This window comes from Paracoccus shandongensis (assembly GCF_017315735.1).
Lineage (GTDB): Bacteria > Pseudomonadota > Alphaproteobacteria > Rhodobacterales > Rhodobacteraceae > Paracoccus > Paracoccus shandongensis.
In genome coordinates this window covers 16,435-38,445 of sequence record NZ_JAFLRK010000035.1, presented here as the reverse complement: position 1 = coordinate 38,445, position 22,011 = coordinate 16,435, and the positions used below count along the sequence as shown (strand labels likewise).

General features: G+C 68.1%; 24 protein-coding genes. 21 read left to right on the top strand and 3 right to left on the bottom strand.

The genetic code is table 11. The features are described 5' to 3' along the window. The first annotated feature begins 284 nt into the window (after window positions 1-284). From JX613_RS16735 to JX613_RS16695, 9 genes are all read left to right on the top strand, one after another. Entirely contained in the window at window positions 285-2,213 is a 1,929-nt protein-coding gene (locus tag JX613_RS16735) for a cytochrome D1 domain-containing protein (RefSeq protein ID WP_272874546.1), read from the top strand. A 77-nt stretch (window positions 2,214-2,290) separates the two neighbouring features. Continuing rightward, window positions 2,291-3,073 (top strand): uroporphyrinogen-III C-methyltransferase, encoded by a 783-nt coding sequence (gene cobA, locus JX613_RS16730; RefSeq protein ID WP_207102607.1) that lies wholly within the window; start codon window positions 2,291-2,293, stop codon window positions 3,071-3,073. Beyond that, window positions 3,066-3,374 (top strand): c-type cytochrome, encoded by a 309-nt coding sequence (locus JX613_RS16725; RefSeq protein ID WP_207102606.1) that lies wholly within the window; start codon window positions 3,066-3,068, stop codon window positions 3,372-3,374. The genes cobA and JX613_RS16725 overlap by 8 nt, the downstream gene beginning before the upstream one ends. Further along, window positions 3,371-4,525, top strand: coding sequence for a cytochrome D1 domain-containing protein (locus tag JX613_RS16720; protein WP_207102605.1), 1,155 nt, complete (start codon window positions 3,371-3,373; stop codon window positions 4,523-4,525). The genes JX613_RS16725 and JX613_RS16720 overlap by 4 nt, the downstream gene beginning before the upstream one ends. Next, on the top strand, window positions 4,522-5,496 hold the full coding sequence (gene ahbB, locus JX613_RS16715) for a siroheme decarboxylase subunit beta (RefSeq protein WP_207102604.1): 975 nt from the start codon (window positions 4,522-4,524) through the stop codon (window positions 5,494-5,496). The genes JX613_RS16720 and ahbB (JX613_RS16715) overlap by 4 nt, the downstream gene beginning before the upstream one ends. Further along, a complete protein-coding gene (locus tag JX613_RS16710) occupies window positions 5,493-5,975 on the top strand; it encodes an Lrp/AsnC family transcriptional regulator (protein WP_207102603.1) in 483 nt (160 codons plus the stop codon). Before ahbB (JX613_RS16715) ends, JX613_RS16710 begins: the two co-directional genes overlap by 4 nt. Continuing rightward, complete coding sequence (gene ahbB, locus JX613_RS16705) at window positions 5,972-6,454, top strand: siroheme decarboxylase subunit beta (RefSeq protein ID WP_207102602.1); 483 nt, start codon at window positions 5,972-5,974, stop codon at window positions 6,452-6,454. Before JX613_RS16710 ends, ahbB (JX613_RS16705) begins: the two co-directional genes overlap by 4 nt. An 11-nt stretch (window positions 6,455-6,465) precedes the next feature. Further along, window positions 6,466-7,689, top strand: coding sequence for a heme d1 biosynthesis radical SAM protein NirJ (gene nirJ, locus JX613_RS16700; RefSeq protein ID WP_207102601.1), 1,224 nt, complete (start codon window positions 6,466-6,468; stop codon window positions 7,687-7,689). Next, window positions 7,664-9,223, top strand: coding sequence for a cytochrome D1 domain-containing protein (locus JX613_RS16695; RefSeq protein WP_207102600.1), 1,560 nt, complete (start codon window positions 7,664-7,666; stop codon window positions 9,221-9,223). Before nirJ ends, JX613_RS16695 begins: the two co-directional genes overlap by 26 nt. A gap of 28 nt (window positions 9,224-9,251) precedes the next feature. Here JX613_RS16695 and JX613_RS16690 read toward each other — a convergent pair whose 3' ends face one another. After that, window positions 9,252-9,566, bottom strand: coding sequence for a hypothetical protein (locus tag JX613_RS16690; RefSeq protein WP_207102599.1), 315 nt, complete (start codon window positions 9,564-9,566; stop codon window positions 9,252-9,254). A gap of 591 nt (window positions 9,567-10,157) precedes the next feature. Between JX613_RS16690 and rsgA the strand changes: the two genes are divergently transcribed. Next, entirely contained in the window at window positions 10,158-11,192 is a 1,035-nt protein-coding gene (gene rsgA, locus JX613_RS16685) for a ribosome small subunit-dependent GTPase A (protein WP_336512323.1), read from the top strand. A 31-nt stretch (window positions 11,193-11,223) separates the two neighbouring features. Here rsgA and JX613_RS16680 read toward each other — a convergent pair whose 3' ends face one another. Then, window positions 11,224-11,565, bottom strand: a complete 342-nt coding sequence (locus JX613_RS16680; protein WP_207102598.1) for a zinc ribbon domain-containing protein YjdM — start codon at window positions 11,563-11,565, stop codon at window positions 11,224-11,226. A 91-nt stretch (window positions 11,566-11,656) separates the two neighbouring features. Next, window positions 11,657-12,493 (bottom strand): amidohydrolase family protein, encoded by an 837-nt coding sequence (locus JX613_RS16675; protein WP_207102597.1) that lies wholly within the window; start codon window positions 12,491-12,493, stop codon window positions 11,657-11,659. A 120-nt stretch (window positions 12,494-12,613) separates the two neighbouring features. Between JX613_RS16675 and JX613_RS16670 the strand changes: the two genes are divergently transcribed. Genes JX613_RS16670 through JX613_RS16620 form a run of 11 tightly spaced genes read left to right on the top strand, consistent with a single transcriptional unit; the run spans window position 12,614 to window position 22,008 of the window. Then, a complete protein-coding gene (locus JX613_RS16670; protein WP_207102596.1) occupies window positions 12,614-13,912 on the top strand; it encodes an ABC transporter substrate-binding protein in 1,299 nt (432 codons plus the stop codon). Window positions 13,913-13,969: 57 nt separating this feature from the next. Further along, a complete protein-coding gene (locus JX613_RS16665; RefSeq protein ID WP_207102595.1) occupies window positions 13,970-14,866 on the top strand; it encodes a carbohydrate ABC transporter permease in 897 nt (298 codons plus the stop codon). Between the two features lies 1 nt (window position 14,867). Next, window positions 14,868-15,734, top strand: coding sequence for a carbohydrate ABC transporter permease (locus tag JX613_RS16660; RefSeq protein ID WP_207102594.1), 867 nt, complete (start codon window positions 14,868-14,870; stop codon window positions 15,732-15,734). 2 nt (window positions 15,735-15,736) lie between these two features. Next, window positions 15,737-16,822: an ABC transporter ATP-binding protein gene (locus JX613_RS16655; RefSeq protein WP_207102593.1), complete on the top strand. Its 1,086-nt coding sequence runs from the start codon at window positions 15,737-15,739 to the stop codon at window positions 16,820-16,822. Between the two features lies 1 nt (window position 16,823). After that, a complete protein-coding gene (locus JX613_RS16650; RefSeq protein WP_207102592.1) occupies window positions 16,824-17,942 on the top strand; it encodes a mandelate racemase/muconate lactonizing enzyme family protein in 1,119 nt (372 codons plus the stop codon). Beyond that, window positions 17,939-18,268 (top strand): L-rhamnose mutarotase, encoded by a 330-nt coding sequence (locus JX613_RS16645; protein WP_207102591.1) that lies wholly within the window; start codon window positions 17,939-17,941, stop codon window positions 18,266-18,268. Before JX613_RS16650 ends, JX613_RS16645 begins: the two co-directional genes overlap by 4 nt. Continuing rightward, window positions 18,258-19,304: a Gfo/Idh/MocA family protein gene (locus tag JX613_RS16640; protein WP_207102590.1), complete on the top strand. Its 1,047-nt coding sequence runs from the start codon at window positions 18,258-18,260 to the stop codon at window positions 19,302-19,304. The genes JX613_RS16645 and JX613_RS16640 overlap by 11 nt, the downstream gene beginning before the upstream one ends. After that, on the top strand, window positions 19,297-19,743 hold the full coding sequence (locus JX613_RS16635) for a MaoC family dehydratase (RefSeq protein WP_207102589.1): 447 nt from the start codon (window positions 19,297-19,299) through the stop codon (window positions 19,741-19,743). The genes JX613_RS16640 and JX613_RS16635 overlap by 8 nt, the downstream gene beginning before the upstream one ends. After that, window positions 19,740-20,054, top strand: a complete 315-nt coding sequence (locus tag JX613_RS16630) for a UxaA family hydrolase (RefSeq protein WP_207102588.1) — start codon at window positions 19,740-19,742, stop codon at window positions 20,052-20,054. Before JX613_RS16635 ends, JX613_RS16630 begins: the two co-directional genes overlap by 4 nt. Then, window positions 20,051-21,247 (top strand): UxaA family hydrolase, encoded by a 1,197-nt coding sequence (locus JX613_RS16625; protein WP_207102587.1) that lies wholly within the window; start codon window positions 20,051-20,053, stop codon window positions 21,245-21,247. Before JX613_RS16630 ends, JX613_RS16625 begins: the two co-directional genes overlap by 4 nt. Before the next feature lie 11 nt (window positions 21,248-21,258). Further along, window positions 21,259-22,008, top strand: coding sequence for an SDR family oxidoreductase (locus JX613_RS16620; protein ID WP_237168646.1), 750 nt, complete (start codon window positions 21,259-21,261; stop codon window positions 22,006-22,008). The last annotated feature ends 3 nt before the right edge of the window (window positions 22,009-22,011 follow it).

The following is a 22,011-nucleotide window of genomic DNA, read 5'->3' as shown; positions in this document are numbered from 1 at the left end:
CTCGGCCACGGCGGGGCCGGGGGGCGCTGCGGCGGCGGGGGTCTGCGCCGCCAGCACCGCAAGCGCCAGGCAGGCGGCGGCACGGGCGATGCGGCGGGAAAGGGCAGGCAGGTTCATGGATGGTCCCGGCGGCGTCCTGCGGGGGTTCGGGCGCGGCAAGGCGCCGCAGCAGGCGTTCGCCCGGCAGGTTTGCGCAGTTTCCCCCCCGGGGCCTTAACCAAAGTCAAGGACAGCCCTCACGCCCTTGTTAACGTCCCCCCTGCCTCACCCGCAGGATGGAGAGAATGATGAAGTTCCCAGCGAAAACGGCCAGGATGTCGCTTCTGGCGTCTGCGGCTTTGGCCCTGGTGTTCAGCGCCGGCCTGGCGGCGGCCCAGACCGCCGGCGCCCCGGCCGCCGACCCTGCCCCGGACGCCACCGTTGAAAACAATGCCGACCTGAACCAGGTCACCGGCCCCAAGGCCGGTCCCGAGACCGAGGTGCAGGAACTGCCCCGGTCCGAGGGCGCCCGGCTGCCCAGCCAGGAACAGGCTGAAACGAAGTCCGACATCCAGGACCACACCTCGAAGCCCCAGGACCAGTACGAGCCCTCGCTGACCACGCTGGGCCAGGAAAGGATCGCCGTGCCCGGCGCCCCCGAGGGCGTGCCCGCCATGACCCAGGCCGAGTTCGACGAGGCCAACACCATCTATTTCGAACGCTGCGCGGGCTGCCATGGCGTGCTGCGCAAGGGCGCGACCGGCAAGCCGCTGACGCCCGACCTGACGCGCGAGCTGGGCTATGACTATCTGAAGACCTTCATCGAATACGGATCGCCCGCCGGGATGCCGAACTGGGGCACCTCGGGGCAGCTTGACGAACGCCAGGTGGACCTGATGACCCGATACGTCATGCAGGATCCGGCCAGCCCGCCCGAATGGGGCATGCCCGAGATGAAGGCGTCCTGGCAGGTCGTGACCCCGCCCGAGGATCGCCCGGCCGAGAAGATGAACGACTGGGATCTGGACAACCTGTTCTCGGTCACGCTGCGCGACGCGGGCCAGATCGCGCTGATCGACGGCAACAGCTATGAAATCAAGAAGGTGCTGGACACCGGCTATGCCGTCCATATCAGCCGCATGTCGGCATCGGGCCGCTATCTGCTGGTGATCGGGCGCGACGGCAAGGTGGACATGATCGACCTGTGGATGGAAGATCCCTCCATCGTCGCCACCATCAAGATCGGCGCCGAGGCCCGGTCGGTCGAGACATCCAAGATGGAAGGGTGGGAGGACAAGTACGTCATCGCCGGGGCCTATTGGCCGCCGCAATACGTCATCATGGACGGCGCCACGCTGGAGCCGCTGAAGATCGTGTCCACGCGCGGCAACATCTATGACGAACAGACCTATCACCCCGAACCCCGCGTGGCGGCGATCCTGTCGTCGCATTTCCGGCCCGAGTTCCTGGTCAACATCAAGGAAACCGGCAAGATCCAGCTGGTCGACTATACCGACCTGAAGAACCTCAAGATCACGGAAATCGAGGCCGAACGCTTCCTGCACGACGGGGGGCTGGACAGCACCAAGCGGTATTTCATCACGGCGGCCAACGCGCGCGGCAAGCTGGTGGTGATCGACACCAAGGACGGAGAGCTGGAGGCGATCACCGAGACGGGCGGCGAAACCCCGCATCCGGGCCGGGGCGCGAACTTCACCCATCCGACCTTCGGGCCGGTCTGGGCGACCTCGCACCTGGGCGACGATTCGGTGGCGCTGATCGGCACCGATCCCGAAGGCCATCCCGACAACGCCTGGAAGATCGTGGACAGCTTCCCCGCGCTTGGAGGCGGATCGCTGTTCGTGAAGACCTATCCGGGGTCGAACCACCTGTATGTGGACGCGACGCTGAACCCCGAACCCTCGATTTCCGGGTCGGTCGCGGTGTTCAAGATCGACGCGATGAAGGGCGACGGGTCCGACCCCGAGATCGTCACCCTGCCCGTCACCGAATGGGCCGGGATCGCCGAGGGCCAGCCGCGCGTTGTCCAGGGCGAGTTCAACAAGGACGGCACGGAAATCTGGTTCTCGGTCTGGAACGGCAAGGACCAAGAATCGGCCATCGTGGTGGTGGACGACAAGACGCTGGAACTGAAGCACGTCATCAAGGATCCGCGCCTTGTGACGCCCACGGGCAAGTTCAACGTCAAGAACACCCAGGGCGACATCTATTGACCGCCAGTCGGGCGCGCGGGCCATCGCGCCGCGCGCCCGACCCTCACCCCAGCCTTTTGACGCAAGGGACCACGGACATGGCGGGCAAGGTTTACCTGATCGGCGCGGGACCGGGCGATCCCGACCTTCTGACGGTCCGCGCGCTGCGCCTGATCCAGGCGGCCGCCGTGGTGGTCCACGACCGCCTGGTCAGCCCCGAGATCATGGCGCTGACCCCCCCCGCCGCCCGCCGCATCCCGGTCGGCAAGGCGGCGGGCTTTCATTCCGTCCCGCAGGACCGGATCAACCGGATGCTGGCCGACCTGGCCCGCGAGGGCCATGACGTGATCCGCCTGAAGGGGGGCGATCCCCTGATCTTCGGCCGCGGTTCCGAGGAGGCCGAACACCTGGCCGCCGCCGGGATCCCCTATGCCTATGTGCCCGGGATCACGGCGGCGCAGGGGGCCGCCTGTTCGACCGGCGTGCCCCTGACCCATCGCGGGCTTGCGACGGGGGTGCGCTATGTCACGGGCCACCGGGCGCGCGACGCCGCGCTGGATCTGGACTGGCAGGGGCTCGCCGATCCGGGCACCACGCTGGTCGTCTATATGGGCGCGGCCAACATGGCCGAGATCGCCGCCCGGCTGATCGCCGCCGGGATGCCGGTCGACCTGCCGGTGCTGGCCGTGGCCCATGCCACCACCCCGAGAGAGATGCGGATGCCCTCGACCCTGGCGCAGATCGGCGCCGACCTGGCCCGCACGCCCCTTGAGGCGCCGGTGCTGTTCATCGTCGGCCATGTCGCCGGGCTTTACGCAAGCGCGGCCCTGCCGCTGCCGCGCAAGCTGGGGGCACATCTGCGCGTGGTGGGCCATGGCTGAGGCCGTGGTGATCGCGGCCCTTGCCATGGCCGGCGCCGCCCTGGGAATCGCCTCCGAACGGCAGGCGCAGCTGGAACACATGGTGGTCCAGGACTGCGGATCCTGCCACGGGCTGACCATGAAGGGCGGCCTTGGCCGTCCCATCACCCCCGGGGCCCTGGCCGGGCGCGATCCCGGGGTTTTGGCCGCGATCATCCTTGACGGCGTGCCGGGCACCGCGATGCCGCCCTGGCGTCCCCTGCTGACCCCCGCCGAGGCGCAGTGGATCGCCGAATACCTGCTGAAGGAGAAGACCGAATGATCCGCGCCTGCCTGACCGCCCTTGCGCTGGTGCTGCCGCTTGCGGCGCCCGCCGGGGAACCGCGCGGCACCGGCGACCTGGGCGTGGTGATCGAACGGGCCACGGGCTCGGTCCTGGTGGTGGACCAGTCCGACCGCGCGGCGCTGTGCCGGGTGGAAGGACTGGGGGATCTGTCCCATGCCTCGCTGACGTTTTCGCCCGACGAACGCTTCGCCTATGTGTTCGGGCGCGACGGGGGGCTGTCCAAGGTGGATATCCTGGCCTGCCGGCTGGACAAGCGCGTGGTGCAGGCCGGGAACGCCATCGGCGGGGCCATTTCCGACGACGGGCGGCTGGTGGCGGTGTCGAACTACGAACCCGGCGGGGTCAAGGTCTTTGACGCAGGCACCCTGGACCCCGTGGCCGACGTGCCGATGGGATCGAAGACCGTGGGCCTGGCCGACGCGCCGGGATCGCGCTTTGCCGTCGCCACCTGGGACACGGGCGAGGTCTGGGTGCTGGACCATTCCGTCGACCCCGCGAACCCCCGGGTCACGCGCATCGAAGGCGTGGGCGCCAATCCCTATGACGCGCTGATGACGGCGGACGGGCGGACCTTCATCGTCGGGCTGTTCGGCGAAAAGGGCCTGACCACGCTGGACCTGTGGCAGGATCCCCCCACGCCCCGCCGCATCCTGCCCGATTACGGCCGGAACCAGCCCGACCTGCCGGTCTACAAGATGCCGCATCTGCAGGGCTGGACGCTGGCGGGCGCGACCTATGCCCTGCCCGCCGTGGGGCTGCACCAGGTGCTGTGGGCCGACGCCGCGACGGGGCAGGAAACCGGGCGCACGGATGTCGCGGGCCAGCCGGTCTTCGTCACCGCCCGCCCCGACGGGCGGGAACTGTGGGTGAACTTCGCCACCCCCGACAACGGCGCGGTGCAGGTGATCGACAGCCTGACACGGCAGGTCAAGCGGACGCTGCACCCCGGCGCGGGGATCCTTCACATGGAGTTCACCCCGCGCGGGCGCGAGGTCTGGCTGTCCGCCCGCGACGACAACCGCGTCGTCATCTACGACACCCGCACCTACGAAAAGCTGGGCGAGATCGGGGCGCAGGCCCCGTCCGGCATCTTCTTCACCGTCCGCGCGCATCGGACCGGGCTATGACGGACCTGTCGCCCGATTGCCTGGACACGCGGCTGCTGGACGATTTCCAGCGCGACCTGCCGCTGGTTCCGCGCCCCTTCGCCGCGATGGCGGATGTTCTGGGCACGACCGAGGCCGAGGTTCTGGACCGCCTGCGTCGCCTGCAGGACTGCGGCCGGATCAGCCGCGTGGGGGCCACCTGCCGCCCCAACACGGCCGGCGCCTCGACCCTGGCCGCGCTGGCGGTCCCTGAGGCGCGCATCGAGGAGGTCGCCGCCATCGTGGGGGCCGAGCCGGGCGTGAACCATTCCTACCTGCGCGAGGATCGCTGGAACCTGTGGTTCGTCGCCACCGCGCCATCGGACGCGGGCCTTGCGGCAACGCTGTCGCGGATCGAGGGCGCCTCGGGCCTGCCCGTGCTGTCCCTGCCACTGGTGCGGCCCTTCAACATCGACCTGGGCTTTCGCCTGTGCGGTCCCCGCCAGCCCCTGCCGCCTGACCGCGCCCCCGACATGGCGGCGCTGCGCCAGGACGACCGCCCGCTGATGCAGGCCCTGTCCGAGGGGCTGGCGCTGGTGCCCGCCCCCTTCGCCGCCTTGGCGGCGCGGCTTGGCCGCCCCGAGGCCGAGGTCATCGCCCGCATCACGGCGCTGGCCCATGCCCGCATCCTGACCCGCGTGGGCGTGATCGTGCGCCATCGCGCGCTTGGCTGGGCGGCGAATGCGATGGTTGTCTGGCGGCCCCCCTGCGTGGAAACCGCAGGCTGCGCGCTGTCGCAGGTGCCGGGCGTCACGCTGTGCTATCAGCGCCGCACGGTGCCGGATCTCTGGGACTGGCCGCTGTTCTGCATGATCCACGCCCGGTCCCGCCCCGAGGCGCTGGCGGTCCTGGACCGCGCCCGCGTCTTGCCCGAACTGGCAGGCGCGCCCCACAAGATCCTGTTTTCCACCCAGTGTTTCAAGCAGCGCGGCGCGCTGATCGAGGCTGCATGACCCGTCCCCTCCGCACCGTCCTGCCGTCTGATGCGCTGGACGCGACCGACCGCGCCATCCTGAACGCCTTGCAGGACGGCTTTCCGCTGACCCCGCGCCCCTTTGACGACGCAGGCGCGGCGCTTGGCATCGCCGGGGCGGACCTGATCGCCCGGCTGACGCGCTTGCGCGACCTGGGCGCGATCACCCGCTTCGGCCCCTTTTTCGACGCCGCCGCCCTGGGCGGGGCCTTCTGCCTTTGCGCCATGGCCGTGCCGCCCGACTGTTTCGATACGGTCATGACCCAGGTCAATGCGCATCCCGAGGTCGCGCATAACTATGAACGCACGCACGCGCTGAACATGTGGTTCGTCCTTGCCACCGATACGCCCGACGGCATCGACCGCACCGCCCGCGCCATCGAGAACGAGACGGGGTTGAGGGTCATGCTGTTTCCCAAGCTGGAAGAATACTTCATCGGCTTCCGGGTGCAGGCATGACGCTGGACGCAATCGACCGCCGCATCGTGCAGGCCACGCAAGCGGGGCTGCCGCTGGTCCCCGAACCCTATGCCGACATCGCCGCGGCCCTGGGCCTGACCGAGGCCGAAGTGATCGCCCGCCTGGCCGCCCTGCAGGATCGCGGCGCCGTCCGCCGCATCGCGCTGGCGCCGAACCACTATGCCCTGGGCATGACAGCCAACGGGATGAGCGTGTGGGACGTGGCGGACGACCGCGTCTCGGACCTGGGGGCGCAGGTGGGGGCGCTGCCCTTCGTCACCCATTGCTATCGCAGGCCCCGGGCGCTGTCCGAATGGCCCTTCAACCTGTTCGCCATGCTGCATGGCGAAAGCCGGTCCGAGGTCGAGGAAAAGCGCGCCCGGGTCGCCGCGATCCTGGGCGACGCCTGCCGGGGCCACGACATCCTGTATTCCACGCGCATCCTGAAAAAGACCGGGCTGCGCCTGCGCGACGATTGAAAGGGGACGCCATGTTCCGCCTGACCCAATACATGCGCCAGTTGCTGGACCCGACCCCGGTCCTCCGTCGCGGGCGTCCGGGCAGCGTCAAGCCCGTGGTGATCTGGAACCTGACGCGCACCTGCAACCTCAAGTGCCGCCATTGCTATACGGTGTCGTCGGACCACGTCTTTCCGGGCGAGCTGACGCATGACCAAGCCATGGCCGTGCTGGACGACCTGTCCGCCTTCCGCATCCCCGCGCTGATCCTGTCGGGGGGCGAGCCGCTGTCGCGCTTTGACTTCTGGGATCTGGCCGAACGCGCGCGGGCGCTGGATTTCCGCCACCTGTCGCTGTCCACCAACGGCACGAAGCTGGGCGAACCGGGCGTGGCCGACCGGGTGGCCGCGCTTGGCTTCGATTACGTGGGCATCAGCCTGGACGGGATCGGCGCGGTGAACGACTGGTTCCGGGGGGTCGAGGGGGCCTTCGACAATGCCCTGGCCGGGGTCCGGGCCTGCAAGGCGCGCGGCGTCAAGGTGGGCCTGCGCTATACCATCACCCGCGACAACGCCCATCACCTGCCCGCCATGCTGAACCTGTGCGAGGCCGAGGGCGTGGACAAGTTCTATCTGTCGCACCTGGTCTATGCCGGACGCGGCGACAAGCACCGGGGCGAAGATCAGGAACACGCCCATACCCGACGCGCGATGGATCTGCTGATCGAACGGGGGTGGGACGCGCTGTCCGGGGGCCGCCCGCTGGAGATCGTGACCGGCAACAACGACGCCGACGCGGTGTGGTTCATCCGCTGGGCGGAACGCACCTTCGACGCGGGCGCGGTGGCCCATCTCCGCGATCACCTGACGGCCTGGGGCGGCAATTCCAGCGGCCTGGGCGTCGCCAACATCGACCCGCAGGGCAGGGTCCATCCCGACACCTACTGGTCGGACTATACGGTGGGATCGGTCAAGGACAAGCCGTTCAGCCAGTGGTGGACCGGCGACGACCCGATGCTGGCCACGCTGCGCACGCGCCCCCGCCCGCTGAAGGGCCGCTGCGGGGCCTGCGCCTTCCAGGACGTGTGCGGCGGCAACACCCGCATCCGCGCCCTGCAACTGACCGGCGACCCCTGGGCCGAGGATCCCGCCTGCTATCTGTCCAATGCCGAAATCGGGGTCGAGGGTGCCCCCGACCGCCTTGCCGTCACGCCGTTCCGGGGGAAAAGCCATGATCCAGCGCATCGTTTCTTCTAGGGGGGGCCTTCTGCTGGCCGCCCTGCTGCTGGCCTCGGCGGCGGCGCTGGCGGATCCGGCGCAGGATTTCGCCACCCATTGCGCCGCCTGCCATGGCGCGGACCGGCTGGGCGGCACCGGGCCCGCGCTGATCCCCGAAACGCTGGGGCGGGTCCGGGGCATCGACCAGGTGATCGCCCATGGCCGCCCCCTGACGCAGATGGCGGGGTTCAAGGACCAGTTGTCGGCGCAGCGGATCGGCGACCTGGTGGCCTTCCTCAAGGCGCCCCTGGCGGAAAGCCCGACCTGGACCACCGCCGACATCGGGGCCAGCCGCGCGATGGCCCCCGGCTATACCCCCGCCGCCGCGCCGGTCTTTGACGCCGATCCCCTGAACATCACGCTGGTCGTGGAAACCGGCGATCACCATGTCAGCGTCCTGGACGGCGACCGGCTGGAGGTTCTGGACCGCTTTCCCACCCCCTATGCGGTCCATGGCGGGCCCAAGTTCTCGCCCGACGGGCGCTTTGTCTTCATCATGTCGCGCGACGGCTGGGTGCAGAAATACGACATCTGGTCCTTGGCCGAGGTGGGCCGCGTCCGCGCCGGTCTCAACAGCCGCAACATCGCCCTGAGCCATGACGGCCAGTGGCTGGCGGTGGCCAACTACCTGCCGCAGACGCTGACGATCCTGTCCACCGACACGCTGGAACCCGTGCGCGTGATCGACGTGGCGGCCCGCGACGGCACCCCCAGCCGGGTCAGCGCCGTTTACCAGGCGCCCGACCGCCGCAGCTTCATCCTGGCCCTGAAGGACGCCCCCGAGATCTGGGAAATCGCGACCGATCCGGATGCCGGTCCCTTTCACGACGGCTATGTCCACAGCTATGAAAAGGGCGCGACCGAGGCCTTTGGCGCGCAACGGGGCCTGTTCGCCCGCCGCCGCATCCCGACCCAGGAACCGCTGGACGATTTCTTCTTCGATCCCGGCTACAGGAACCTGATCGGCACCAACCGCGAGGGCACCAAGGGCGTCGTCATCAACCTGACCAGCGGCGGCAAGGTGGCCGAACTGCCGCTGCCCGGGATGCCGCATCTGGGGTCGGGGATCACCTGGGACCGAAACGGCCACAAGGTCATGGCCACGCCCCACCTGAACGAAGGCGTGCTGTCGGTGATCGACATGACCGACTGGACACTGGTCAAGCAGATCCCCACCCACGGCCCCGGCTTCTTCCTGCGCAGCCACGAGACATCCCCCTATGTCTGGGCGGACGTGTTCATGAGCGACCGCAAGGACGAAATCCACATCATCGACAAGCAAAGCCTGGAAATCGTCCGGACCCTGACCCCCGCCCCCGGCCAGACCGCCGCCCATACCGAATTCACGCGCGACGGCAGATACGCCCTTGTGTCCATCTGGGAGGACGACGGCGCCCTGGTCGTCTATGACGCCAAAACGCTGGAGGAGGTGAAGCGCCTGCCGATGCGCAAGCCTTCGGGGAAATACAACGTCTGGAACAAGATCACCTTTTCCGACGGCACCAGCCATTGAGGGGGCGCCCGCCGGGGTTTCCCGGCCGTCACTCCTCGGCAAAGGGGCCCTTTGCCGGGGAAGGACCGACGGGGAACATGTCCTCGCCGTAATGGTGCAGCTTGACGTGGTGGCGGCGGCACAGCCAGCGGACGTTCAGGGGCTCGTCATAGCGGTCGTGATGGGCGTCCACCCGTGCGGTGCCGCAAACCTCGCAGCCCTGCTTTTCCAGCGTTCCCGACACAAGCGCCCGCTGGACGGCCAGGTGGGCCATGTATTTGGGCAGGTTGGTGCGCCGCCAGTTCGATTGCCGGGTCTGGCTTTTCAGCGACGGCGGGCGCGGGGGCTTCGGGTCATCCGCCATCACGCCACCGCCCGCCGTTTCCCCGCGCGGCATGGGGCCGGACGCGGGGTCGAGAGCACCTTGCCCAGGTCGCCGGTGGAATGATGGCCGGGGTCGTACATGCGGCGCAACTCCTTCTTCCAGGCGGTCCGACGGCTTCGGCGTCCCGCCGCGCAGCTTGCCCTTGGCGCAGGCCAGCGCCATGCCCTCATGCGACGCCGCTTGCCGCGCACTCTCGCAGGATCTGGGTCATCTTGGCACATCGCATCAGGGATTCTTACACCCTGGCCGTCCGATAGTCCATGCGACGCGCAGCGGCCACGCCGTTCTCTGGCCTGGTGCGACCAAGGACATGCCGTCCCGCAGGCGTTGCAAGGCAGCCGCCGCTTCAGCCTTTCCCGCCTTGTCCGACAGCAAGGGGCGGTCAAGGCCGCGCCCGAAGCCGATGAGGCCTTCGCGCCCGCGATGGATACACACGTCTTCGGCATGGCGCGGCGGACCTTGCGGGGGCTGTTCGTCGCGCGGGGGCGCGCGCTTTGGGAAAACCCGAAAACGCGGGCGTCTTCAGGGAAGGGCTTGCAACAGGCGGATGTTGCGCCCATTCAGGGGATCGTGACCCATTCATCAGACCAGGCATCCGCGACCCTCGCGACCCTCGGATGGTCGGCCTTTTTCGACGACCAGCTGGACCCGGCCGAGACGGGCCTGGCCCCGATGCGCATCGCCACGGTTCACCGCGCCCGCATGACCGCCGAGTCCCCGTCGGGCCCCGCAAGGCTGCCGCTTCCCGTCCACGCCAACACGGGCGATTATGCGGTCGGGGACTGGGTTCTGGTGGAACCCGATACCCGGATGCTTGTCCGCCGGCTAGAGCGGAAAACCCTGTTGCAGCGGCGCACCGAGGGAAGCCGGACCCCGCAACTGATTGCGGCCAATGTCGATACGCTGTTCATCGTGACCTCGTGCAACGACGACCTGAACGCGGCGCGGCTGGAACGCTATCTGGCATTCGCCAACGAGGCCGGCACCACGCCGGTGATCGTCCTGACCAAGGCCGACCAGGTGCCCGATGCCGGGCCTTATCTCAGGCAGGTTGCAGGCCTGCAACGCGGCCTTCGGGTGGTGACGCTGAATGCCAGGTCGCCCGAGGCGGCGGCGACGCTGGCGCCCTGGTGCGGCGCGGGCCGGACGATCGCCCTTGTCGGCTCGTCCGGGGTGGGAAAGTCCTCGCTGCTCAACACGCTTGCGGCGAAATCGCCCGAGGCGGCGCAGCCCACCGGCAGCATCCGCGAGGCGGACGCCAAGGGCCGCCATACCACCACGTCGCGTTCGCTCCACGCGATCGCCGGGGGTGGCTGGGCCATCGACACGCCGGGGATCCGGACGCTGCATGTCAGCGACATCGCGGCGGGGCTGGACGTGCTGTTCGCCGAGATCGCCGAGCTTGCCCCGCTTTGCCGCTTTGGCGACTGCACCCATTCGCATGAGCCGGGATGCGCGGTCCTGGCGGCCGTGGCTGCGGGGACGCTTGATGGGGGGCGGGTCGAACGCTGGCGCAAGCTTGCCGAGGAGAACCGCAGCAACACCCCCCTGCGGTCCGGGCCGCGTGGGAACAAGGTGACCAGGGCGCCCGGGAAGCGGCGCTGAGACTGCATCCCCCAAGGCCCGGGGCCCGCGTCTATTCGGCGACTTTCTTCACGAATTGCGACTTGAGCCCCATCTGGCCGATGCCGGGGATCCTGCAATCGATGTCGTGGTTTCCCGCAACCAGGCGGATGCCGCGCACCTTCGTGCCCACCTTCACGGTGGAGGACGAGCCCTTGACCTTCAGATCCTTGATCACCGTGACCGTGTCGCCGTCGCGCAGGACGTTCCCCACGCTGTCGCGCACCTCGGGGCCGCTGTCCTGGGGCGCGCGCGCCGGCCATTCATGGCCACATTCCGGGCAGGCCAACAGCCCCTCCAGCGCGTAGGTATAGGCGGAGGAGCATTCCGGGCAGGGAGGCAGGGTTTCGGTCATGGCGCAACCATAGCGCCGGTCTGCCGAAGAAGCCAGACGCCGCAAGCCGGTCGGGCGCATGGTTGTTCCGGGGCCATGTCCTGCCCGCAGATCAAGAGGGGATCCCCCAGATTTCCCGCGCATTGCCTTCCAGCATCGCGCTCCGTTCATGGTCCGGGAAATCGGCCAGAAGGGCATGGCTGGCCGCGACCCATTCCGGCAGCGAGGATTGCAGGGTGCAGACCGGGCTGTCCGATCCCCAGACGACGCGGCCCGAGCCGAAGCAGTCGATCACGTGCCGCACCCAGGGGCGCAGGGTTTCCAGGGTCCAGCCGGTCCCCGCATAGGCGGTGATGCCCGACATCTTGACATGGACGTTCGGGCGTTCGGCCAACGCCCCGATGTCCGCGGCCCAGCTGTCGAACGCCCCGCCCGCGATGTCGGGAACGCCGCAATGATCCAGCACGAAGACGGTGCCGGGCGCGGCATCGGCCAGGGCGGTCCCCAGGGCCAGTTGCCGCGCCTGCAGGCAAAGGTCGAAGGGCAGCCCGGCCCGGCCCAGGCGGCGGATGTTGTCACGGAACAGGGGCTGTTCCGACAGCTTGTCCGGCATCACGTGCAGCACCCGGCGCACGCCCTTGACGGTGCGGCGGTCCACCGACTCCAGCCAGGACGCGAAGCCCGGCGATTCAGGACGCGCGGCGCTGATCGCGCCCCGGATCAGGCTGCCCGGCTGCGCCATCATGGCCGCCACCCAGGCGGTTTCCCCGGCGATGTCGGGTTCGGCGACATCCACCTCCATGTGCAGCGCGCCGGTGATGCCGACCCGCCGTGCCGTGGCCTGGTAATCGGCAAGCGTCCAGTCGCGGTCCAGCGCGGGAACGCCGCCAAGCCACGGATACCGCAGCCTTTTGCGGTCGATCAGATGCAGATGCGTGTCGAAGATCATCGCCCCCTCCCGAAGATGGCTTGACTTGGTGCCTCAAGTTCCGTTTAGTCATGAAACATAATTCTGTATATGAAATTGTTGGCCTCGGGGGAGGGGTCGGCAGTTCGGGGGGGAAGGTCAATGGCAAGATTCGCATCCGCCAGCGTGCTGGCAATCGTGGCGGCGGGCAGCGCGGCCGCGCAGGACCAGTTCGCGGGCACCACCATCGAGGCCAAGCTGATCGGCGGCCAGCAGTACGAGGCGCTCTATTCGCGCATCGCGGACTGGGAAGCGGCGACCGGCGGCAAGGTCAGCATCATCAGCCAGAAGAACCATTTCGAGCTGGACAAGGAATACAAGGCCGACATCGCGGCGGGCACGGTGGGCTGGTGCGTGGGCTCGAACCATTCGTCCTTCGCCTCGCAATATCCGACGCTGTTCACGGATCTGACGCCGCTGGTTCCCGCCGAAACGGTCGGGGAATTCGTGCCCGGCAACATCGCCGCCGCCACGCTGGACGGGCGGCTGGTCATGCTGCCCCGCGCGCAGTTCGACGTGTCGGCCCTGTATTACCAGAAGTCGCTTTACGAGGATGCCGGGAAGGCGAAAGCCTTTGCGGCCAAATACGGCTATGACCTGGCCGTCCCCGAAACTTGGGCGCAGGTCAGGGACCAGGCCGAGTTCTTCGCCGCCCCGCCGAACTTCTATGGCACGCAGTTCGCGGGCAAGGACGAGGCCATCGTCGGCCGCTTCTATGAACTGCTGGTGGCCGAAGGCGGCACCTTCCTGAACGAGGACGGATCGCCCGCCTTCAATTCGCCCGAAGGGGCCAAGGCGCTGCAATGGTTCGTCGATCTTTACAAGGCGGGCGCGGTGCCGCCGGGGACCACGAACTATCTGTGGGACGACCTGGGCAACGGCTTCGCCTCGGGCACGGTGGCGCTGAACCTGGACTGGCCGGGCTGGTCGGGGTTCTTCAACGACCCGAAATCCTCGAAGGTGGCGGGCAACGTGGGCGTGGCCCCCGCGCCCAAGGGCGGGGCGGGCGTGCGCTCCGGCTGGTCGGGCTTCCACGGCTTTTCCGTGACCGAGACCTGCCCCGACAAGGAGGCCGCCGCCTCGCTGGTCGCGTTCCTGACCAACGAGGACAGCCAGAAGCTAGAAGCGGCGGCAGGCCCGCTGCCCTCGCGCACGGCGGTCTGGGACCACGTCATCGCGCAGGCCAAGGACGACCCCTACAGGTCCGAGGTTCTGGCCGCCTTCCAGGAAACCGCCGCGACCGCCTTTGCCGTGCCCCCGACCCCCTACTGGATCGAGGCCACGAACCTTGTCTATCCCGAACTGCAGGCCGCGATCCTGGGCGACAAGACCGCCGAACAGGCGCTGGCGGATGCCTCCGACGCGGTGGACGAGCTGATGCAGGAAAACGGCGTTTACTGACGCAAGGCGGGGCGGCCCCATGCGCCGCCCCATGGCCCGCCCAAGCACGGAAATCCGATGACGCGCGTGAAGCTGCCCCCCTGGCTGGTCCTGTTGCTGCCGGCCTTCATCATCATTGCGGCGGTGGTGCTGGTTCCGCTGCTGTTGTCGCTGTATTCCAGCTTCACGCCCTATCACCTGACGCGGCCCGACACGCTGTGGAAGGTGAACTTTCCCTTCAACTACCAGAAGGCGCTGACGGACGCGAATTTCTGGGCGGCCTTCGGGCGCACGGTGCTGCTGCTGACGGTCGCGCTGAACCTGGAAATGCTGCTGGGCCTTGGCCTGGCGCTGATGGTGTCCAAGGTCACGCAGGGCCAGCGGCTGCTGCGCACGGCGATGATGTTTCCGATGATGTTCTCGCCCATTCTGGTGGGGTTCCAGTTCAAGTTCATCTTCAACGACAACGTGGGGCTGGTGAACAACGCGCTGCAATCGCTGGGCCTGGCCGATCGGGCGATCCCCTGGCTGGTCGACGGCAACCTGGCCCTGTTCGCGATCATCTGCGCCGAGGTGTGGACCTCGACCTCGGTCTTCGCGATCCTGATCCTGGCGGGGCTTTACGCCATCCCCCAAGACCCACTTGAGGCCGCGAAGGTCGATGGCTGTTCACCCTGGCAAAGCTTTCGCTTCGTGACGCTGCCCTTCCTGATGCCCTTCATCTATATCGCCATGGCGATCCGGTCGCTGGACGTGGCGCGGGCCTATGACATCGTGCAGGTGATGACCAACGGCGGCCCCGCGCGCCGGACCGAGCTTTTGTGGACGCTGATCGGGCGCACCGGCTATGTCGACGCGCGCATGGGATATGCCAATGCCATGGGCTATGTCGCAATCCTGCTGTCCATCGCCTTTACCGTCTATTTCTTCCTGAAGCTGCAACGCGCCCGGCGCGACCTGGGCATGGGGGACTGACATGGCCAGCGTCACCCGCCACCGCCTGAACAAGCGCCTGCTGCGCGCGGGCCACCTGATCGGGCTGTTCGTCGCCATGACGGTCATCTGCCTGCCGGGGCTGTGGGTGGTCCTGAACTCGTTCCGTCCCACGGTCGAGATCATGGCCAAGCCGCCCGTCTGGATCCCCAACGACCTGAACCTGGACCATTACCGCGCCATGTTCGGCGGCGCGGGGGAAGGCGGCGTCCCGGTCTGGACCTATTTCCGCAACTCGCTGATCGTGTCGGTCACCTCGACGCTGATCGCGCTGCTGGTGGGCATGGCGGGCGGCTATGCCTTCGCGCGCTGCAGGTTCAAGCGCAAGTCCACGGCCTTCGTGGTGCTGATGGCCTCGCGCGCGGTGCCCGGGGTCGCGCTGTCCTTGCCGCTGTTCATCATCTTTGGGCGCACCGGCATCATCGACACGCATTTCGGGCTGATCCTGGTCTATGTGGCGATGAACGTGCCCTTCACGATCTGGCTGATCGACGGCTTCTTCCGGCAGGTGCCCAGGGAACTGGCCGAGGCCGCCGAGATCGACGGCTGCACCCGTTGGCAGGCCTTCTGGAAGGTCGAATTCCCGGTGGCCCGCGCGGGCATCGCATCCGCGGGCATCTTCGCCTTCCTGACCAGCTGGAACGAATACGCGCTGGCCAGCCAGCTGACGCGGTCGGTCACTTCCAAGACCATGCCCGTGGGGCTGCTGGATTTCACCTCGCAATTCACGCTCAACTGGGGCGGCATGTGCGCGCTGGCGGTCCTGATGATCCTGCCCGCGCTGGTGCTGACCTTCATCGTGCAGAAACACCTGATCGCCGGTCTGACCTTTGGCGGGGTGAAAGGATAATCATGGCCCAGGTTCACCTGAGAAACGTCGTCAAGCGCTATGGCGCGCTGGATGTCGTGCATTCCATCAGCCTCGACATCGCCGATGGCGAATTCGTGGTGCTGGTGGGCCCGTCGGGCTGCGGCAAGTCCACCACCCTGCGCATGGTCGCGGGGCTGGAGGAGATATCGGACGGCCAGGTGGTGATCGGCGACCGGGTGGTCAATGATTTGCCGCCGCGCGACCGCAACATCTCGATGGTGTTCCAGAACTATGCGCTTTACCCGCACATGACGGTGCGCGAAAACCTGGGCTTCAGCCTGAAGATCGCCAGGCGCCCGCAGGCCCAGATCGATGCGGCCGTGGACGAGGCCGCAGCCATCCTGGCGCTGACGCCGCTTCTGGACCGCAAGCCCGGCGCGCTTTCGGGCGGGCAGCGCCAGCGCGTCGCCATGGGCCGCGCCATCGTTCGCCATCCCGACGTGTTCCTGTTCGACGAGCCCCTGTCGAACCTGGACGCCAAGCTGCGCACCCAGATGCGGGTCGAGATCAAGAAGCTGCACCAGAAGGTCGGCTCGACCGTGATCTATGTCACCCATGACCAAGTCGAGGCGATGACCCTGGCCGACCGCATCGTCATCATGCGCGACGGCCATATCGTGCAGGTGGGCACGCCGCTGGAGGTGTTCGAGGATCCCGCCAACAGCTTCGTGGCGACCTTCATCGGATCGCCGCCGATGAACCTGCTGCCGGGGACCGTGCAGGGGGGCCGGGTCGTGCTGGCCGACGGCACCGCGGTCCCGGTGCCGCCGGGCCTGCATGTGGCGGACGGCCGCCGCGTCCATCTGGGCATCCGCGCCGACAACATCATGCCCGAGGGGCATTCCCTGCCCCCCACCGCCCACATGGCCCATGTGGACATGCCCGTCACCCTGACCGAGCCTCTGGGCACCGAAACCCTGCTGTTCGCCACCCTGGCGGGGGCCGAGGTCCAGGCCAAGATGCTGAACCCGCGTCCGGTGACACCGGGCGAGCGGCTGCGCTTCGGTATCGCGCTGGACAAGTGCCACCTGTTCGACGCCGACAGCGGCGTCAGCCTGAGGATGTGACATGGCCCGCATCGTCCACGCCGAGGCTTTTCTTGTCGATCTGGAACCCCGGGTGCGCCGCACCGACGCGATCCAGAGCTTCAAGTCCCAGGAAACGATCTTCGTCCGCGTGACCGACGCCGATGGCGCGGCGGGCATGGGCTATTCCTACACCATCGGCGATGGCGGCCACGCGGTCCTGTCGCTGCTGGAACGCACGCTTCTGCCCGCGCTGATGGGCCGCGACGGGGACATGATCGAACAGGTCTGGCGCGGCCTGCTGTTTCGCAGCCATGCGACGGCGGTGGGCCCCATCATGTCGCTGGCCCTTGCCGCCATCGACACCGCGCTGTGGGATCTGCGGGGGCGGCGCGCGGGGCTGCCGCTGCATGTGCTGGCGGGCGGGGCGAAATCCGCCGTGCGGATGTATTCGACCGAGGGCGGCTGGCTGCACCTGGAACCCGCCGCCCTGGTCGACGACGCGCTGGCGATGCGCGAGGCGGGTTTCCACGGATCCAAGATCAAGATCGGCACGCCAACGGTCTCGGGGGACGCGGCGCGGCTCTCGGCGGTGCGCGCGGCCCTGGGCGAGGATTACGAGATCATGACCGACGCCAACCAGTCGATGACCGCCCCCGAGGCCGCGCGCCGCCTGCCCTTGCTGGAGCAGCTGAACATCGCCTGGTTCGAGGAGCCGCTGCCCGCCGACGACATCGCGGGCCATGCCCGCCTGGCCCGCCAGTCGCGCGTGCCCGTCGCGGTGGGCGAAAGCCTGTATTCGCCGGGCCAGTTCGCGGATTACATCGCGGCGGGCGCCTGCGGGATCGTGCAGGCCGACGTGGCCCGCGTGGGCGGGATCACCCCCTGGCTGAAGGTCGCCCACCTGGCCGAGGCGCACAACCTGTCCATCTGCCCGCATTTCCTGATGGAAATCCATGTCAGCCTGGTCTGCGCGGTGCCCAACGCCCCCTGGCTGGAATACATCCCGCAGCTGGACGACATCGCCGCCCCCATGGCGCGCGACGGCGGCATGGCCATCGCGCCCGCCGCGCCCGGCCTGGGCATCGCCTGGGACCACGACAGCCTGCGCGCGCGGACCATGCAAGGATCGCGCCTGACCGTCACGGAGGATCCCGCATGAAGCGCTACGCATCCCTCATCGCCCTGTCCGAGGACGGCAAGGCCGAATACCGCGCCCTGCACGCCGCCGTCTGGCCCGCCGTCCTGGACAAGATCGCAGATTGCCATATCCGCAACTACTCGATCTTCCTCAAGGAACCGGAAAACCTGCTGTTTTCCTATTTCGAGTACCACGGCAGCGATTATGACGCCGACATGGCCCGCATGGCCGAAGACCCGGAAACGCAGCGGTGGTGGGCCGTCAACAAGCCCCTGCAACGCCCGCTTGACACCCGCGCGGACGGCGAATGGTGGGCCGCCATGGCCGAGGTCTTTCATGCCGACTGACCTGCGCCAGACTGTCGCCGCGCCCTCGCGCAGCCTGCCCATCGTGATCTTCGGGGCCGGATCCATCGTGGGGGACGCGCATCTGCCCGCCTACCAGGCGGCGGGCTTCACCGTGGCGGGCATCTTCGATCCCGACCGCGACAAGGCCGCAAGGCTGGGCCATGCCTTTGCCAGCGTGGAACAGGCCGTGGCGCTTGGCACGGGGGCGGTCTATGACCTGGCCGTGCCGCCTGCCGCCATTCCCGGCATCCTGGAACAGCTTCCCCCCGGCGCGGTGGTGCTGATCCAGAAGCCGATGGGCAGCGACCTGGCGGCGGCGACCGAGATCCTCCGCCTCTGCCGGGCGCGCGACCTGAAGGCCGCCGTGAACTTCCAGTTGCGCTTCGCCCCCATGGCGCTGGCGCTGAAGGATGCCGTGGCCCGGGGGATGCTGGGCGAGATCGTCGATTTCGACGCCTGGCTGGCGCTGGACACGCCCTGGCACCTGTGGGCCTTCCTGGCCGACCTGCCGCGCGTGGAAATCCTGCTGCATTCGATCCATTATCTGGATCTGGTCCGCGACCTGCTGGGCAACCCCCGGGGCGTCCATGCCAGGACGATGGGCCATCCGTCCTCCACGGTGTCGAACACCCGCACGGCGATGATCCTGGATTACGGCGACCGGATCCGGGCGGCCCTGTCGGTCAACCACAACCACGCCTTCGGCCGGAAATTCCAGGCCTGCGAGTTCCGCATCTGCGGGACCAAAGGCGCGGCCTGGATGAAGCTGGGCGTGAACCTGGACTATCCCAGGGGCGAGCCGGACGAATTGTGGCTGAACACCGGCGGCGACTGGCAGCAGGTGCCTCTGGCGGGCAACTGGTTCCCCGACGCCTTCAGGGGCCGCATGACGCAGGTGATGCGCTTTGCCGTGGGCGACGACCCGGCCCTGCAAGGCAGCGCCGAGGATGCCTGGCACACCATGGCCCTGGTCGAGGCCGCCTATGACAGCAGCGCCAAACCGGCGCATCCGATCAGGACTTCCCCCGATGCTTGAACAGACGACCTATTTCGAGGATTACGAGATCGGGCAGGGCCGCACCACGGTGGGCCGCACCATCACCGAAACCGACTTCGTGGTCCATGCGGGCCATTCGGGCGATTTCTTCCCCCACCACCTGGACGCCGAGTTCTGCAGGACGCTGCCTTTCGGCCAGCGCATCGCCCATGGAACGATGGTCTTCACCATCGGCGTCGGGCTGACCGCGACGATCATCAACCCGGTGGCATTCTCCTATGGCTATGACCGGATGCGCTTCGTCAAGCCGGTCTTCATAGGCGACACCATCCGTTCGGCGGTCCGGATCATCGCGAAGGAACCCATGGCAAACCGCCCCGGATACGGCCGCGTCGTGGAACGCCTGACCGTCACCAAGCAGACGGGCGAAACGGCGCTGGTCGCCGACCACATCTACATGGTCGAGATGCGGCCATGACCGGGCCGTTCCTTCTGCTGTCGGACAAGGACAACGTGCTGGTCGCCCGCGCCAATGCGCCCGAGGGGCTGGCCGTCGCGCTGGAAGGCGGCACCGTGATCCTGTCGCGCCCGATCCCCATGGCCCACAAGATCGCCCGCCACCCCATCGCGGCGGGCGCGGTGATCCTGAAATACGGAATGCCCATCGGCATCGCCACCACTGAGATCGCGGCGGGCGAGCATGTGCATGTCCACAACATCCGTTCCGCCTATACCGCGACGCATGCGTTGCAGGATGCGGACGGCCTGTCGGCGGGGGTGTCGCTATGATGCAGGGCTGGTTGCGCGCGGACGGGCGCAAGGGGATCCGCAACACGGTGGTGGTGGCCTATCTGGTCGAATGCGCGCATTTCGTCGCGGCGGAAATCGTGGCCCGCTTCCGCGACCGCGACGTGCAGCTGATCGGCTTTCCGGGCTGTTTTCCCAACGAATACGCCGCCCGCATGATGGAGCGTCTTTGCACCCATCCCAATGTCGGCGCGGTGCTGTTCGTCAGCCTGGGCTGCGAAAGCTTCGACAAGGTGCGGGCGGCCAATGCGGTGGACGCGTCAGGCAGGCCTGTGAAAACGCTGGTGATCCAGAAGGCAGGCGGCACCCGCGCGACCGTCGAGGCGGGCGTGGACTGGGTCGCGCAGGCGCTGGAGAGGATCGCCCGGGTGCCGCGCGTTCCCATGGCCGTGTCGGATCTGGTCATCGGCACCGTTTGCGGCGGGTCGGACGGCACCTCGGGGATCTCGGGCAATCCGGCGGCGGGGCGCGCCTTCGACCTGCTGGTGGCCGAAGGCGCGGCCTGCATCTTCGAGGAAACGGGCGAGCTGATCGGCTGCGAGGACATCATGGCCAGCCGCGCGGTGACACCGGAACTGGGGCAGGTGCTGCGCGAAAGCGTGCAAAAGGCGGAACGCTATTACGCGACGCTGGGATACGGATCCTTCGCGGCGGGCAATGCCGCCGGGGGTCTTTCCACCATCGAGGAGAAGTCCCTGGGCGCCTATGTCAAGTCCGGCGACAGCCCGATCCGTGGGCTGATCAAGCCGGGCGACATTCCCCCCGGGGGCGGGCTTTACCTGATGGACGTGGTGCCCGACGGCGAGGTGCGCTTCGGCTTTCCCAACATCAGCGACAACGCCGAAATCGTCGAGATGATCGCGTCGGGCGCGCATCTGTCGCTGTTCGTGACCGGGCGCGGGTCGGTGGTCGGATCGGCGATTTCCCCCGTCATCAAGATCTGCGCCAACCCCGACACCTATCGCGCTCTGGCCGGGGACATGGACATCAACGCCGGCGACATCATCGAGGGCCGGCGCAGCATCGACGAGGTGGGCCGCGAGATCCGCGACCTGGTGCTGGCCGTCGCGGGCGGGCGGCAGACCAAGTCCGAGGAACTGGGCCACCGCGAATTCATCCTGACCTACAAGTCATTCGAACCGATCGGCCCGGCCTGCCTGCCGGGCGCAGCATGAAGGATCACGCAATGCAAGGATCACTGGGGCAAAGACTGTCGGGCAAGCGCGCCCTGATCACCGCCGCGGGCCAGGGGATCGGCCGCGCCACCGCCCTGCGCATGGCATCCGAAGGGGCCGAGGTTCTGGCGACCGACGTGAACGGCGACCTGCTGGCCGACCTGGGCGGCCAGGGGATCGCGACGCGGGTTCTGAACGTCCTGGACCCGGCGGCCATCGCGGCGACGGTGGGGGACGCGGGGCGCATCGACGTGCTGTTCAACTGCGCGGGCGTGGTCCATGCGGGCGACATCCTGGCCTCGACCGAGGCCGAATGGGACTTCGCCTTCGACCTGAACTGCAAGACGATGTACCGGATGATGCGGGCCGTGCTGCCGGGGATGATCGCCCAGGGGGCGGGGTCGATCATCAACATGGCGTCCGTCGCGGGGCCGATCACGGCGCCGGTCAACCGCTTCATCTATTCCGCCTCCAAGGCGGCCGTGGGGGGCATGACGAAGGCCGTCGCGCAGGATTACGTCAAGCAGGGCATCCGCTGCAACGCGGTCTGCCCTGGCACGGTGGACAGCCCCTCGATGCACCAGCGGCTGCGCGACACGGGCAATTACGAAGCGGCCCTTGCCGCCTTCATCGCGCGCCAGCCCATGGGCCGCATCGGCACGCCCGAGGAGATCGCCGCGCTGGTGACCTATCTTGCCGCCGACGAATCCGCCTATACCACCGGACAGCTGATCGCCATCGACGGCGGCTGGACCATCTGACGA

Excerpts from the sequence above, each read along its gene's own strand:
- JX613_RS16735 (WP_272874546.1), top strand. The coding sequence starts at position 285 with ATGATGAAGTTCCCAGCGAAAACGGCCAGGATGTCGCTTCTGGCGTCT.
- cobA (WP_207102607.1), top strand. The coding sequence starts at position 2,291 with ATGGCGGGCAAGGTTTACCTGATCGGCGCGGGACCGGGCGATCCCGAC.
- JX613_RS16725 (WP_207102606.1), top strand. The coding sequence starts at position 3,066 with ATGGCTGAGGCCGTGGTGATCGCGGCCCTTGCCATGGCCGGCGCCGCC.
- JX613_RS16720 (WP_207102605.1), top strand. The coding sequence starts at position 3,371 with ATGATCCGCGCCTGCCTGACCGCCCTTGCGCTGGTGCTGCCGCTTGCG.
- ahbB (WP_207102604.1), top strand. The coding sequence starts at position 4,522 with ATGACGGACCTGTCGCCCGATTGCCTGGACACGCGGCTGCTGGACGAT.
- JX613_RS16710 (WP_207102603.1), top strand. The coding sequence starts at position 5,493 with ATGACCCGTCCCCTCCGCACCGTCCTGCCGTCTGATGCGCTGGACGCG.
- ahbB (WP_207102602.1), top strand. The coding sequence starts at position 5,972 with ATGACGCTGGACGCAATCGACCGCCGCATCGTGCAGGCCACGCAAGCG.
- nirJ (WP_207102601.1), top strand. The coding sequence starts at position 6,466 with ATGTTCCGCCTGACCCAATACATGCGCCAGTTGCTGGACCCGACCCCG.
- JX613_RS16695 (WP_207102600.1), top strand. The coding sequence starts at position 7,664 with ATGATCCAGCGCATCGTTTCTTCTAGGGGGGGCCTTCTGCTGGCCGCC.
- JX613_RS16690 (WP_207102599.1), bottom strand. The coding sequence starts at position 9,566 with ATGGCGGATGACCCGAAGCCCCCGCGCCCGCCGTCGCTGAAAAGCCAG.
- JX613_RS16680 (WP_207102598.1), bottom strand. The coding sequence starts at position 11,565 with ATGACCGAAACCCTGCCTCCCTGCCCGGAATGCTCCTCCGCCTATACC.
- JX613_RS16675 (WP_207102597.1), bottom strand. The coding sequence starts at position 12,493 with ATGATCTTCGACACGCATCTGCATCTGATCGACCGCAAAAGGCTGCGG.
- JX613_RS16670 (WP_207102596.1), top strand. The coding sequence starts at position 12,614 with ATGGCAAGATTCGCATCCGCCAGCGTGCTGGCAATCGTGGCGGCGGGC.
- JX613_RS16665 (WP_207102595.1), top strand. The coding sequence starts at position 13,970 with ATGACGCGCGTGAAGCTGCCCCCCTGGCTGGTCCTGTTGCTGCCGGCC.
- JX613_RS16660 (WP_207102594.1), top strand. The coding sequence starts at position 14,868 with ATGGCCAGCGTCACCCGCCACCGCCTGAACAAGCGCCTGCTGCGCGCG.
- JX613_RS16655 (WP_207102593.1), top strand. The coding sequence starts at position 15,737 with ATGGCCCAGGTTCACCTGAGAAACGTCGTCAAGCGCTATGGCGCGCTG.
- JX613_RS16650 (WP_207102592.1), top strand. The coding sequence starts at position 16,824 with ATGGCCCGCATCGTCCACGCCGAGGCTTTTCTTGTCGATCTGGAACCC.
- JX613_RS16645 (WP_207102591.1), top strand. The coding sequence starts at position 17,939 with ATGAAGCGCTACGCATCCCTCATCGCCCTGTCCGAGGACGGCAAGGCC.
- JX613_RS16640 (WP_207102590.1), top strand. The coding sequence starts at position 18,258 with ATGCCGACTGACCTGCGCCAGACTGTCGCCGCGCCCTCGCGCAGCCTG.
- JX613_RS16635 (WP_207102589.1), top strand. The coding sequence starts at position 19,297 with ATGCTTGAACAGACGACCTATTTCGAGGATTACGAGATCGGGCAGGGC.
- JX613_RS16630 (WP_207102588.1), top strand. The coding sequence starts at position 19,740 with ATGACCGGGCCGTTCCTTCTGCTGTCGGACAAGGACAACGTGCTGGTC.
- JX613_RS16625 (WP_207102587.1), top strand. The coding sequence starts at position 20,051 with ATGATGCAGGGCTGGTTGCGCGCGGACGGGCGCAAGGGGATCCGCAAC.
- JX613_RS16620 (WP_237168646.1), top strand. The coding sequence starts at position 21,259 with ATGCAAGGATCACTGGGGCAAAGACTGTCGGGCAAGCGCGCCCTGATC.